Origin of the sequence: Lacibacter sp. MH-610 (assembly GCF_045780045.1) — a bacterium.
In the GTDB taxonomy this organism is placed as follows: domain Bacteria; phylum Bacteroidota; class Bacteroidia; order Chitinophagales; family Chitinophagaceae; genus Lacibacter.
On sequence record NZ_CP116002.1, the window covers coordinates 3218824 to 3232735 of the forward strand.

Annotated in this window: 12 protein-coding genes and 5 tRNA genes; 4 read left to right on the forward strand and 13 right to left on the reverse strand. The window is 40.5% G+C overall.

What is annotated here, in order from left to right:
• Positions 1-32 precede the first annotated feature (32 nt).
• On the reverse strand, positions 33-698 hold the full coding sequence (locus PDL71_RS14820) for a spondin domain-containing protein (RefSeq protein ID WP_407522436.1): 666 nt from the start codon (positions 696-698) through the stop codon (positions 33-35).
• A gap of 173 nt (positions 699-871) precedes the next feature.
• Between PDL71_RS14820 and PDL71_RS14825 the strand changes: the two genes are divergently transcribed.
• Both PDL71_RS14825 and PDL71_RS14830 read left to right on the forward strand, forming a co-directional pair.
• Positions 872-1315 carry a hypothetical protein gene (locus PDL71_RS14825; RefSeq protein WP_407522438.1) on the forward strand — a complete coding sequence of 148 codons (444 nt, stop codon included), beginning with the start codon at positions 872-874 and terminating at the stop codon, positions 1313-1315.
• A gap of 159 nt (positions 1316-1474) precedes the next feature.
• A complete protein-coding gene (locus PDL71_RS14830) occupies positions 1475-2194 on the forward strand; it encodes a class I SAM-dependent methyltransferase (RefSeq protein ID WP_407522440.1) in 720 nt (239 codons plus the stop codon).
• Between the two features lie 54 nt (positions 2195-2248).
• On the opposite strand, the gene nusG is transcribed toward PDL71_RS14830, so the two are convergent.
• The 11 genes from nusG to rpsU form a co-directional block, all read right to left on the reverse strand.
• Positions 2249-2818 (reverse strand): transcription termination/antitermination protein NusG, encoded by a 570-nt coding sequence (gene nusG, locus PDL71_RS14835; RefSeq protein ID WP_407522442.1) that lies wholly within the window; start codon positions 2816-2818, stop codon positions 2249-2251.
• Positions 2819-2823: 5 nt separating this feature from the next.
• Complete coding sequence (gene secE / locus PDL71_RS14840; protein WP_407522444.1) at positions 2824-3021, reverse strand: preprotein translocase subunit SecE; 198 nt, start codon at positions 3019-3021, stop codon at positions 2824-2826.
• Between the two features lie 85 nt (positions 3022-3106).
• A tRNA-Trp gene (locus PDL71_RS14845) sits at positions 3107-3177 on the reverse strand.
• Between the two features lie 122 nt (positions 3178-3299).
• The gene (gene tuf, locus PDL71_RS14850; RefSeq protein WP_407522446.1) at positions 3300-4487 is read right to left on the reverse strand and encodes an elongation factor Tu; all 1188 of its coding nucleotides are present in this window, start codon (positions 4485-4487) and stop codon (positions 3300-3302) included.
• 128 nt (positions 4488-4615) lie between these two features.
• Positions 4616-4687, reverse strand: a tRNA-Thr gene (locus tag PDL71_RS14855).
• Between the two features lie 53 nt (positions 4688-4740).
• Positions 4741-4816, reverse strand: a tRNA-Gly gene (locus PDL71_RS14860).
• A 104-nt stretch (positions 4817-4920) separates the two neighbouring features.
• Positions 4921-5003 (reverse strand) — tRNA-Tyr (locus tag PDL71_RS14865).
• A gap of 32 nt (positions 5004-5035) precedes the next feature.
• Positions 5036-5108, reverse strand: a tRNA-Thr gene (locus tag PDL71_RS14870).
• A 295-nt stretch (positions 5109-5403) separates the two neighbouring features.
• A complete protein-coding gene (locus PDL71_RS14875; protein WP_407522448.1) occupies positions 5404-5706 on the reverse strand; it encodes an HPF/RaiA family ribosome-associated protein in 303 nt (100 codons plus the stop codon).
• A 161-nt stretch (positions 5707-5867) separates the two neighbouring features.
• Entirely contained in the window at positions 5868-6770 is a 903-nt protein-coding gene (locus PDL71_RS14880; RefSeq protein ID WP_407522450.1) for a tyrosine-type recombinase/integrase, read from the reverse strand.
• 66 nt (positions 6771-6836) lie between these two features.
• On the reverse strand, positions 6837-7034 hold the full coding sequence (gene rpsU / locus PDL71_RS14885; protein WP_407522452.1) for a 30S ribosomal protein S21: 198 nt from the start codon (positions 7032-7034) through the stop codon (positions 6837-6839).
• A gap of 101 nt (positions 7035-7135) precedes the next feature.
• Here rpsU and PDL71_RS14890 point away from each other — a divergent pair, with 101 nt between their 5' ends.
• Both PDL71_RS14890 and PDL71_RS14895 read left to right on the forward strand, forming a co-directional pair.
• Entirely contained in the window at positions 7136-7738 is a 603-nt protein-coding gene (locus PDL71_RS14890) for a riboflavin synthase (protein ID WP_407522454.1), read from the forward strand.
• A 110-nt stretch (positions 7739-7848) separates the two neighbouring features.
• Entirely contained in the window at positions 7849-8805 is a 957-nt protein-coding gene (locus PDL71_RS14895) for a glycosyltransferase family 2 protein (protein ID WP_407522456.1), read from the forward strand.
• A 78-nt stretch (positions 8806-8883) separates the two neighbouring features.
• On the opposite strand, the gene PDL71_RS14900 is transcribed toward PDL71_RS14895, so the two are convergent.
• The gene (locus tag PDL71_RS14900) at positions 8884-13812 is read right to left on the reverse strand and encodes a C25 family cysteine peptidase (RefSeq protein WP_407522458.1); all 4929 of its coding nucleotides are present in this window, start codon (positions 13810-13812) and stop codon (positions 8884-8886) included.
• Positions 13813-13912 lie beyond the last annotated feature (100 nt).

A 13912-nucleotide genomic window follows, 5' to 3' on the forward strand; every position in this document is an offset into this window, starting at 1 on the left:
TTACTTTAAACACCGCCAGCCAGTTCACAAGCCTATAGCTTCAATAGCCTGATTTCAGCTATGGCCTTCAAACTTGAATTACTATTTGCTAAAACAGTTGCCGCAGAAGCATCTAACAGTTTGATAGGTTGTTGTGGAGTTGTGGGCGGGTTGCTATACCCGAAAACATCCCCCTCCTCTGTACCTGAGTCATATACAAAGAGTTGAACTGTTGTATCGGCCACCCATTTCTTATTGGTGAAAAGATTTAATCCGCTGAGACCGATAAACCAATCCGGGCTGGGTGCAATCATAGAGGCAACACTTATCATTGAGTAATTGGAATTGCAATAAATGGTTGACTTTTTCATTCCCGTGGCTGATGGCGGTGTAAACAGAATGAGCGAAAGTGCATTTTTGGTTCTGATGACAGAATCAATTTCCAGGAGAATGGCGGTAGTACTTCCGGTTTCTGCTACATTCTCCACTCCTTTTGTAGCCAGCTTGCCCGGCTTCCACAATTCGCCATCAGCATTATGAACCATCCCTGCAAAATTGGTGAAGTGAACTCCGGCAGGCACCGTAAAATCTGGCGAAGCCCATAAGCCTTTAACCTCAATAGCATAGGTAGCTTCTGAGTAATCAGATTCTTTAATGATTTTCGTTTTTTTACAGGAGAAAAGCAATAGCAACAAAGGCATTAATAAAGGGAGTTTCATCAGAGGTAAATTTTACTTCAAATTTTATAATTATTCTTTTTGCATTCTGTCGTGAAGATTACATTTCTGATAGCAATAATTTTTTAAAAAAATACCAGTCAAAAAACAATCCCTTCATTATTTCATTTAACTTCAATCTCCCAACAACTCAACAACTAAAAACTCATTCTATTATGGCAAAGTCAAAGAAAAAAGCTGCAAAGAAACCTGTAAAAAAAGCAGTCAAGAAAGCTGTTAAGAAAAAGGCAGCAAAGAAAAAAAGTGCTCCAAAAAAAGTGGCGAAAAAAGCAAAGAAGGCCGCTAAAAAACCGGTGAAGAAAGCAGCTAAGAAAGCAATAAAAAAAGCTTTTAAAAAAGCAGCAGCAAAAAAGAAAGCCGCTCCAAAGAAAAAGGTGGTAAAGAAAGCAGCACCCAAAAAAGCAGCAAAAAAACCTGTAGTTAAAAAAGCGAAACCGGCAGTTAAGAAGAAAAGTGCTCCCAAGCCCAAACCTGTAGTTGCAGCACCCGCTCCAACACCCGCACCGGAGCCAGTTCCTGTTGTTCAGGCAGAACTTGCTTTACCTGAAGTTGAAGCAACAACAGACGCACCTGCTGCAGATGCAACTCCGCAAGAATAATTAATTCATTCAGCATAATAAACCCCGGCTATCAGTCGGGGTTTTCAATTTTTATTACGCAATAAGTTAACGATATTCTCCTCTATTATTTTCATCTTATGTATTAAAACAAACAATACTTTCGCCGATGTAAAAATTGTTGGCAGCAAAATAAAAACAATGAAGCTTTTTCTCATTCGTTATACCAAGATCATTTTCATAAGATTTCAGGCAGATAAAATTTTCAGTTTCCTCTCCGGTTTTTTATCAAATCTCTATTACTTAACCAAACTTTCTGCCTGGATCAGAAAAAATAAAAAAAACGCAGTGAATGATTTCCCGTCTAAATGGGATTATGAAAAAAGATACCCCTTGTATCAACGGGTTTTGGAAGCGGAGCATCTTTTAGATGCGCCTGTTCATTATCTTGAATTTGGTGTGGCAGCAGGTCAATCATTCCGCTGGTTTCTGAATGAAAATAAAAATGAAAACAGCCGCTTCTGGGGCTTTGATACATTCACGGGTTTGCCGGAAGATTTCGGTGTGTATAAAAAAGGGATGTTCAATACTAATAACCAGGTACCTGCAATCAATGATGCAAGAGGAAGTTTTCACCAGGGTTTATTCCAGCAAACCTTATCCTCTTTTTTAAGTTCATTTCAGAATGACAAAAAGAAGATCATTATGCTGGATGCAGATTTATATTCTGCTACCCTCTTTGTTTTAACTTCATTTGCACCCCTGCTCAACAAAGGCGACATTATTTTCTTTGATGAGTTCTCTGTTCCCACCCAGGAATTCAAAGCCTTTCATGAATTTCAACATGCCTACCCGCATATAAACCTGCAGTTGATAGGGGCTGCTAATAATTTTTACTTCACCGCCTTTAAAGTAGTTTGATCTAAAATAAAAACCCCGACTGATAGCCGGGGTTTAATTTTATTAGGTAAAATTTTATGCGATTTTTTCTACCTGCATGTAGTTTAATTCTACCGGTGTAGCACGGCCAAAGATTTTTACCGTAACACGGAGTTTCTTCTTTTCATCGTTTACTTCTTCAATCACACCATTGAAATCATTAAACGGTCCATCAATGATCTTAATGGTTTCACCAATGATGAATGGTTCACTCATGGTCATACCGGTTGCATCTGCCATTTCATCTACCTTACCCAGCATTTTATTTACTTCAGCTTTACGTAATGCAATAGGATGTTCTTTACCCAGGAAATGAATCACATTGCTGGTATTGGCAATGGTTTCACGGATGTCATCACTCATCTTGCCGCCTTCTACTTCAATCATTACATAACCGGGATAGAAGTTGCGCTCACGTACTACTTTTTTTCCATTGGCAACTTTGTACACCTTTTCCACCGGCAGAAAAACCTGTTTTACAATTTTATCCCATCCACTGCGGGTAATTTCTTTATCCAGGTATTCTTTCACCTTCTTTTCCTTGCCGCTCACAACACGCAGCACATACCACTTGCTTGTTTCAACATTTGCTGCTTCAGTACTCATCACACTTAAGATTTAAAGAATGAATAAACTAACTCTAACAGGCTGGCAATACCTAAATCCATTACCCATACAATACCGGTAATGATGAGGGTAGCCACCAGTACAATCATGGTTGATTGCTGCAACTGGCTCCAGGTGGGCCAGGTTACTTTTTCCAGCAACTCTCTGTAAGAGTCCTTTACGTAGGCGGTTAATTTGCTCATTTCAAATTTTGGATTTGAAGATTTGAAAATCTGAAAATTGGAGAATCTTCAAAAATTCTTGTTTTTAATGTTCGAATTTACTTCGCACGGGTACTAGGATTCGAACCCAGACTGAAGGTTTTGGAGACCTCTGTACTACCGTTATACTATACCCGTAGAAAGCTAAAAGCTATTCCGCAGTTGCGGAACAGCTTTTAGCACTATGTTGCAAAGATAGAATCTTTTGCGTGAAAGCCTCACGGCCCGTAGCTAAAAGCCCGTAGCTCGCAGCTTTTAGATTACTTCAGAATCTCAGTTACCTGACCGGCACCTACTGTACGACCACCCTCACGGATAGCGAATTTCAAACCTTTCTCCATAGCGATAGGAGCAATCAGTTTTACAGTAAGATTGGTGTTATCACCAGGCATCACCATTTCTGTACCTTCCGGTAACTGGCATTCGCCGGTTACGTCAGTTGTACGGAAATAGAACTGAGGACGGTATTTGTTGAAGAATGGAGTGTGACGTCCACCTTCTTCCTTGCTCAATACGTAAACTTCACCTTTGAATTCAGTGTGAGGAGTAATTGATTTAGGAGCACAGATAACCATACCACGACGGATATCTTTCTTTTCAATACCACGGAGTAGCAAACCGGCGTTATCACCAGCTTCACCACGATCCAGCAACTTCTTAAACATTTCCACACCTGTTACTGTAGAGTTTAAAGGAGCTTCCATTAAACCAACAATTTCAACTGCTTCACCTACTTTCACTACACCACGCTCAATACGACCGGTAGCTACTGTACCACGACCGGTGATAGAGAATACGTCTTCCACACTCATAAGGAAAGGCATATCAACCGGGCGGGGAGGAAGAGGAATGTAAGAATCTACAGCTTCCATCAACTCTTCAACGCATTTTACCCACTTTTCTTCACCAGCTAAAGCACCTGTAGCAGATCCTTTGATGATTGGAGTGTTGTCACCGTCAAAGCCATAAGAGCTTAACAGGTCACGGATTTCCATTTCAACCAGGTCAAGAAGCTCAGCATCATCAACCAGGTCAACTTTATTCATAAACACAACAATTTTAGGTACACCTACCTGGCGTGCCAAAAGGATGTGTTCTTTTGTTTGAGGCATAGGACCATCAGTAGCGGCAACTACGAGGATAGCACCGTCCATCTGGGCAGCACCGGTAATCATATTCTTCACATAGTCAGCGTGACCGGGACAGTCAACGTGTGCATAGTGACGGTTTGCTGTTTGGTATTCAACGTGTGCAGTATTGATAGTGATACCACGCTCTTTTTCTTCAGGCGCACCATCAATTTCATCGTACTTTTTTGCCTGGGCCAGACCTTTCTTAGAAAGGATGTCTGTAATAGCCGCAGTCAAAGTTGTTTTACCATGGTCAACGTGGCCAATAGTACCAACGTTAACGTGGGGTTTCTCCCGCTTAAAGGTCTCTTTTGACATCTTATTTGTTTTTAATTGTGTTTACAAAAAACTGTTTAAAATCATTTATGTAGTCAGCTACAGAAACATTTATCAGCTTCTGTTGCGTCGCACTCTTGTACGTTCTTAACTCTATTCATCAAAAACAGAGCCGTTGATGAGAATTGAACTCACGACCTCTTCCTTACCAAGGAAGTGCTCTACCACTGAGCTACAACGGCTGGTAGAGTATCAGTGAGGCGTACTCACATCAACTTATTTAAAGAACTCTTCTTGGAGCGGGAGACCGGGCTCGAACCGGCCACCTGAAGCTTGGAAGGCTACCGCTCTACCAAATGAGCTACTCCCGCATATCAATTTGAAAATTTGAAAATGAGATAATTTGAAAATTACCCCGCTTCCTGTTTCAAACTCAAAGAACAACTACAATTATCAAATTCTCAAATTGTATTCGTGGGCAGGAGAGGATTCGAACCTCTGAAGTCGAAAGACAGCGGATTTACAGTCCGCCCCATTTGGCCGCTCTGGAACCTGCCCTTCCCCAATTCCAAACGAACGGAACTGTTGAGAGCCACTTGTCGGACTCGAACCAACGACCTGCTGATTACAAATCAGCTGCTCTACCAACTGAGCTAAAGTGGCGTATACTACTATTTCAAAAACCTTTGCCTTTTGTGCTCAACCAACGACCTTCCCGACGTTTACAGTCGGGATGCTCTACCAACTGAGCTAAAGTGGCATAATTAAATTTCAAAAAACAATCTGTAAAAGAGCCTGATTACTGTGCATACGTATGCACCCCTATTTTTTGGGAAGGCAAAGGTAACGGAAAACATGAAATGGAAAAATTTTTAAAGAGAAAATTCAATGAATTTATTAACGCCCTTTCACCAAACAAAAAATCCCATTGCCGTGGCAATGGGATTGGAGTAGTTTTTTAAAGCTGGTATTGCTTTTCTTTTTTTCGTTTTAATTGAGTAATGAGTGAATCAAGGGCTTCATCAAATGACTGTTCAAATGATTTGGAAGTTTGTTTTACAAATAACTGCTGACGGGGAACATGTACTTTAATCTCTGCTACCTTGTCTTTAATGTTGTGTACCACGTTGTCTAATTTAAGGTACACATCCACTTTCATAATTCGGTCATGAAAGCCGAGAAGTTTCTGTACACGCTGTTTTACGTAATCAATCAGTTTAGCATCGGCGTCGAACCGCACAGTCTGGATGTTTACAGTCATAGCAAACTTTTTTTTCGTGTGAATAATTATGTGAAAGAACTGGAAACTGGATTCAAAGGGTCTTGAATTTTTTCCTGCATTCAATTTACTCCAATACGATCTTTTTTCAAAATATATTTAGCTGACAGTGGCAGATTTTAACCTGATTTTAATCGGCCGGCTTATGCCTTTGGGTGGGCTTTTTTGTGTATGTCCTTCAGCTTTTCAATTGTATTGTGCGTATAAATCTGTGTGGCGGCCAGGCTGCTGTGTCCCAATAACTCTTTTACAGCATTCAAATCAGCCCCGTTGTTCATTAAGTGGGTAGCAAACGTATGACGTATTACATGCGGGCTTTTCTTTTCGGCAGTAGTTACAAGCGAAAGGTATTGTTTCACTTTTGTTTGTACATACCTGGGATGCAAGCCCCTGCCCTTTTCGTTTACAAGCAGGCAGTGATCTGCTTCAGTTGAAAATTTTTCCTTTTTAGCTGATAAATATTGCTGCAGCTCTTCACGAAGTTCCTCATTGATAGGTATGAGCCGCTCCTTGTTGCCCTTGCCCAAAATCTTCAGATTGTTTTTGCTTAAATCCACCTGCGATTCTTTAAGATGCACCAATTCACTTAAACGCATACCGGTGCTGTAAAACAACATGAGCATCAGCCTGTTTACCTGCCCTTCCCATGAATCAGGAAACTCCACATGAGCAAATAAAACGGACATGCTCTTTTCCTCTACAAAGGATGGTAGGCGCTTTTTGATACGGGGAGAAACCACTGTAGTCATAGGTGTGGCACTTAAACTGCCGGTTTTCATGGCATGTTTAAAAAAAGACTTAAGACTTGAAATTCTCCGGTTGATGGTTTTGGCGGAATCGCCTTTTTCTTTTTGATAGGCAAGCCAGCTACGTATAAAAGACGCAGAAATTTCTTTTAAGCTGGTTTCACCAAAACTTGCTGTAAGGTATTGAAAGAAAAGCTCCAGGTCGTCCCGGTAAGCCCGGATGGTATGTACAGAATACCGCTTCTCATACTTGAGGTATTCAATAAATGCATTGTATGGGATATTGGCTTCAGGAGTCATAAAACAACGATAGCCGTAAAGTTAATAAACTCTACGGCTATCAGCTATTTCTGTAGTTAAATGTTCTTACAGTTCAATTTTTCCGCTCGCAATCTGCTGCTTGTAGATTGCTTTCAACACTTCACCTCTTCTGCGTACAGAAGGTTTGGTAAATGACTGACGCTCACGCAACTGAAGCAATACCTTGCTCTTTTCAAACTTCTTCTTGTACTTTTTCAGCGCCTTGTCAATGTTTTCGCAATCTTTAGAATCGATAATAAGCATATATACCCCCTTAAATATTTTAGAGGCGCAAATATAAGCAGCTTCCATCATTCAGCAAAACATAAATTCGGCTTTTACCAAAAGCAGGTAATTTTGCAGCCATGTTTACAGGAATTATTGAAACTACGGGCACTGTTACCGATGTTGAACAAAAAGGCAGCAACTGCACTTTCTGGATCAGTTCTTCTATTTCAAACGAATTAAAGGTAGACCAGAGTGTTTCGCACGACGGGGTTTGCCTGACAGTGGAAGAAATAAAACCCGGCTCCCATCGTGTCACGGCCATTGAAGAAACCTTGTTGAAATCCACGCTTGGCAGCTGGCAACCCGGTGCTATAATCAACCTGGAACGTTGTCTTTTACTCCCCTCAAGACTGGACGGGCACCTGGTTCAAGGGCATGTAGATACAACAGGAATCTGCATCAGCTTGATTGAAAAAGAAGGCAGTTGGGAATATGAATTTGAGTTTGACCCAAAACCTGAGTTTATGAGGCTGATTGTAGAAAAAGGGTCCATCAGTTTAAACGGAACCAGTCTTACAATTTTCAATATCAAAGAAAACAGGTTTACAGTAGCGATTATTCCCTATACGTATGAGCATACTTCTATCAGAAATGTAACACCGGGTACAAAAGTGAACCTGGAGTTTGATATTATAGGTAAGTATGTGCTGCGTAGCCAACAAGTACGCAGTTACTCGTAAAAATACGCCGTTAAAAATCACAAAGTTCCCCCCTTTTACAGGTACTGCTTCCTGCATATCTTGCATCTATATTAAAGCACCTTGCTGCTAACCCTTAATGGAAACTTTAAATGGCAGATATTTCGATAATAGTACCCGTTTACAATGAAGCTGAGTTTGTCCTACCCTTTTACTATGAACTCAAAAAACACGTTCCTAAAAATATTGAGTTGATTTGGGTGGATGATGGCAGTACCGACAGCACTTTGGCTGAAATTGAGCAATTGGTAATGCTGGATTCAAGAATCCGTTGTATTTCACTTACCAGGAATTTCGGGCAGGTGGCTGCAGTATCTGCAGGTATTGACTTTGCACTTGCGGCAACGGTTATAATCATGAGCGGTAATCTTAAACATCCACCTTCGGTGCTGCCTGTTATGCTTAAAAAACTTGCAGAGGGTTACGAAATTGTAAAAGCTCTGCCCGATACAGGTAATAATACATCTCCTCTCATCAAAGGAATACTCAATCTGTACTATAAACTGATTGACAAGATAGCTCCCGGAAGAAATGAAAATAACATCACTTCCTTCAGAGCCTTTAATTACAAGGTTTCAGATGGCATACGACAGTTAAAAGAGCGTAACCTCTTTTTGGAAAACTTCTTTTCCTGGTCAGGTTATAAAACAGCATCGGTTGCATATCATTGCCCTAACTGCAGTAAAAAGGATCTGAAATATTCCTTTTCCCATTTACGCAGCGAAACTCAAAAAATGCTGCAAAACATTAGTCCTGCAATTGTAAAAACTTCCCTTGCCGGTGGTCTGCTGTTATTGGCTGCTGCTGCCTATAATTGTTCCGCTATTATTAACCAGATGAATGCAGACAAACCTGTGAATCCATTTGCAATTGCTTTAACAGCTTTGACTTTTGCCGGATCAATTGCTTTACTGATTAAAAGCAATTACAGGCTTATTGAAAGAAAAGTACTTCAGCGCAGCAACCGCTTACCTAAATACCTAGTAAAAGATATTATTGAACAAGATCATAATTATGCACGCTTACAGTATGAAATGAATACCCGGTAAGAGTTACCACGTATGATATAGTTTCAACAAAAGAGCCGGTTCAAATGAACCGGCTCTTTTATTTTATTCACTTAAACTTTATCGCATCAAGTACATTTTTCCGTATCCACGGTTAAAGAACTGGTCCGTTTGATCGCCGGTTGCTTTATATTGATCCAGTGACTGACCGTTGAGATTAGTGATGACACGGTACAGATAGATACCATTTGCCAGTTTATTACCAAACTGATCGGTTCCATCCCATTTAAACTCAGTGATATTTCTTCCGATGCGGATGGGTCCTAATTCTTCTTTGGTAATTTCCCTGATTACTTTTCCTGTAACCGTTAATATCTGTATCCGTATGTTTTGAGGCACCTGTGAACCTGTGAGTGTGAACACAAAGGCGGTTGAGGTGGTAAACGGATTAGGATAGTTAAGCAGGTTAGAGATCATTGGTTTATTGATTACCTGGAAGGCAACATTGTACTCCAACTCTCCGGCTTTGTTGCCGCTGCGGTCGTTACCTGAAACAGTGAGTTCATAATCACCATCAGCAAGGAAATTAGGATAGAGATCCACAGTGGCAGTGTTATCACCATTGTTTAAAGATGCAGGCGTGAAACGGGCTGAATCAGTTCCCAGTTTAAACTCCCTTATCACACCTGGGTTACCGGGGTAACGAACTTTAATCTTTAATCCGGTTGTATCATTCAGCGCCATAAAGCGGCTGTCGTCTTTTAACTTGATGAGGATATGTGGTTTTGATGAAACGATATCCCTGTTGAGAATATGCACACCATCAAACGTAACATCCAGCCATGGATTAATCTTATCGCCCTTCACATAAAAACTCTTGTACAAAAAGTTATTAAAGAGGTATTGCTCGGGTTGATCATTATCCGGGTTCACCATTAGGTACAACAGGTTGTTTCCTTGCCTGTTTTTGGTATCAATGGTATAAGAAACAGCAATCGTATCTCCTGAAACCAATGGTTTCTTCTTGGGCAAATCAATGGTTACCGGTACGTTATTATTATCTGTGAGCACCAGTTTCAACTTCAAACTGTCAAACGCTGCTTCACTGATATTGCGGAAGGCAACTGAAAAATTCAAAGGCTCTCCTAACTCCAATGTATCTTTTGCTTTAAACAACACATTAGGAGCGATAGCACCTTCAGGATAAGACGAACCTGTTAATCTCCAGTATTGTAACTGGTAGGGCGTAAGACTTATATCGCCCTTTGAATTTAATTTCATTTTCAGCTGCGGATACATTTTTGCATCAATAAATGAAAGTGATGTATCCTTGGCATTCGTTACAGTTGCAAGTTTATGCTCAGCACCGGCTGGAGTTTTTCCATACAATTCAAAGTAAACTGAATCGTTTGGTTTTTGACCTCCTTTATAAAATCCATCCCATGTAAAGTTTTTCCATTCTTTTGATGGACCGAGCCATGGAGATTCTACGGATCCCTGTGTAAGTTTTGCCGGCAAATCAACAACCACATCAATATAGTCGTTCTCGTTTTCGCCAATAAACTGTCTTAAAATCTGGGGATTTCCTTTTTCATACAGGAAGGCAAAAGGCAGGTTTTTGGTGAACTTGTTAATATCAGTTAACCCGTTACGGATAAACGTATGATAAATACTCTTACCGGAACCGTACGTTAATGTATCGTTCTGCCATTGTTGAATAAACGCTGAGTTAGGATTTACAAAACCGCCGCCCTGGCCGGTACCCTGGTTTACAATCAAAACAATTGAACCGGCAGGAATAGAATCCTCAAGGAATAACCTGGCCCTGTTACGGTATTCCTGTATTTCCATTGGGAATTCGAAAAATTTACGAACATAACCACCGCACATCGGGTCAAGACTTCCAAATCTTCCTCCGGGAGCATTTACCCATGCTCTCAAACTCTTTGGTTCAAATACATAAATACTGAACACATTAAATGAACAACGCCAGTTATCAACTACCTGCAGATCAAGAAACACATAGTTATGAATAGATCGGAAATAGGGGAAGAGGCCGGTCTTGATTGCCAGCTTACGGCTAACAGATTTATAATCGAGCCCACGTGAAGAGCTATCCATCACCATATCACTGAAATCATTCTTGGTGAACTGGTAAAAATGAGATTGATTATAACCTGTATCTGATGTGCTTCTGTAAACAAAACTATAACCATTCCATACCACCGGGGTATTTGCATCGGGCTTAATACCAACACGCCAGTAATAAACTGTGTTGTTGCTGAATGTAATACCGGAAGGCTTAAAGGCAATAGAACCGCCTCCTGAAGTAACAGAGTCCTGCTTTCGGAATGCAGAATTGAATTTTTCAGTGGTATCAATTTCAAAGTAATACTTGCGTACTGATCCTAAAGGATTGGCTGTAGAAGCATAATAGGTTAAGTTCTGTTTATTTACAATACCGAAGTTGTAAGGATAAGCAGGCCGCACTTCATCTTCATAAATGAAGATTTCCTTGATCACTGTATTATTGGTTTCGCACATTTCATCAATCATTCCATCACCATCTACTGTAACAATAATTTTATTCAGTCCTTTATCAGTTAATGCATTAATGTTGAAATCAATGTCAATAGAATCGGCAAACGGGATGTACTTTACACGTTGGCTGAAAACGGTTTGTCTTGATCCGTTTGGAAATTCCCGCTGCACTTCTATCTTAACTGAATCACTCGTTGCCTTTGCTGCATTAACGATTTTTACATTGGCTGTAAATTTATCTTCAGCAATAGAAATAAACTGGGGAGCTATTTTCACATAAGAAGGCTTCACTGCATAATCCGGCTTGGGTGTATGATAAAAGGTGATAGCAGGATCACCATGCAGTGTAATTTCCTCAACATGCATCCGCACATAAAAATCATAAATTGAAAAACGGCGGACTAATGTATCAATGGTGTTAGACAAAATAGTTCCGATGCTTTTACCATAAGAATCCCTCACAAACTGGTTGTACACTTCTTCAGTATAAATATTGAGATATTGAACAATACCAAGGTGTGTACTGGCAATGAAGGCAATTGCACCTTTATCCGGACTTGAAACGAGGTATTTTTCTGAGAGTGTATAACTACCGTTGAACCTCATTGAATCGGCCAGGAAAAGGTTACCGGCATTACATCCGTTTACAAGGAAGATGGGGTACTTACCTGTAGCAGGATAATTATCAGGATTATCAAGATTAAACTCGAGTGTATTGGCTGATGAGTGACCGAAATAAGTCAATAATTGAAATCCATTGGTAAACCTGTCATTTACGATTTCTCCGGAAAGCGTTTGAATGGTGGTAAGAGATGACTTCTGAAGCGTTGCAATATTAGCACCAAAAGTAGTATCCTGAGCAACCAGTTTATACTGACCAAGATGGTACTGGATCTGATCACCGAGGTAATCATTAGCACCGCCAATATGCAAGGCTTTTTTCTTCCACAACTCATTATCCGGATCACAGGAAAAGTTTCTTTGCCATGTATCGTACTGTTTCAGTTTGTTAAGATACTCTCCTACTTCTGTACCATCTACTACGTTTAAGCGGCCAATTGGAATTTTTGGAACCACATCGCCTTCATCTGCTGCTAAAGTCATATCAGAGGAAGGAGTACCCCAGGTGGGTACAAGATTCATCCTGTTTGCAGCACTTCTGTTTTCAATAGCCCGAACGTTTGGCAGGGAAACCCCTTTACCAATTAATAGTGTGTACTTTGGATATACTGCAAACCGTTGGCGGGCGAAGCGTAAAAAATTTCTTATGGCCAGTGCATTATACTTAATACCCCAGCCAAACTGATCAATCAGTTCATTTACATCATACACTTTTGCGTTAAATCCACCACCGTTTACACTGCTGCGGTATAAACGGTATTCATTTACCTGGTTAACTCCGTTATTGTCGTTATAAACAAGCGGATTGGAAATCATAATATAATCCGCCTGGTTAGAGATATTTGAGTAATTGATAAAGTTACGCTGTGCAAAAGGAGTTGTTGATTTAATCTGGCCCGGATCAACGGAAGCCATTACCAATTCTCTTTCAGTGGCAGAAGGTGGTATTACCACACGATATTGATTACCGCCTAATGATTGTGCTACAATCCGGAGGTTATTGGTAAGATCATACAATACAGGAGCAACACTGCCTCCGTTAAAATTGCTGATCACTAAATTATTTCCAACAGCACTCGCCGGCATTTTAAAAGGGAAAAACGGTGAGCCTGCAAAATCAAAAACACGGGGGTAAGTAAATTCATACATACCCACCACCATCCGGTCAGTTGACTCGGGCGAAGTATTACGTATCTGAACAGTGGCTGAATTAGAACTGATGAGGGAATAAGGAACTGTTGTTTGATCTTTAACGATATTAAAGTAATTCATTTCCCTGTCAGAGATCTGAGTGCCGTTAATTGACACACGAACAGTTCTTGTATTCAATGCCCTGCCTGCCGCCGTATAGTAGAACGTGGCATCCGGACCGTTAGGTGCAATACCTAAATTGGGAAATGAAAATGTAAACGGGTTTGCCGGTCTGAATTCAGTTGTAGAATAACCTTCGCCTGCATCATAGGAAGAAGAATACACATAGTCTCCTACTACAGCAGCAAAGCCCTGGTTATAAATATTTCTGAAACCCCAGCGGATTCTGTTCATGAAATACGGCTCTGCAGGTAATCCTGATGCAAGATTATTGACCGTTTCAATAAGCCGTTTATTCGGAGTAAGTGTATTCACAGTTAAAAACCATGTAACTGAATCAGTAAATACACTCACAAAAGGATTGATTTGTTTTTCGGGATCGAGGTACAAACGTTTTTCCCATTCGCCATCACTGGTTGCTCCCCAAAATTCGATAAACCCATTGGACGGCAGAGCACCCATTGGTACTGATGTATGAATGGCTACTTCCTGCCCGTTGCGCCACAATTGAAAATGCTGTGCATTAACGGCACCTAAACCCGCAGCTGCTAATTGTGCCTGGGTAATACGGTGCACACCAAACTCACCGGTTCTGAATTTATAGTATGTTTTTCCATGGTCAATCTATTCATTCATAAAAGACTGAGCATCGGCATGGGCCGATGCAAGAAAAAAC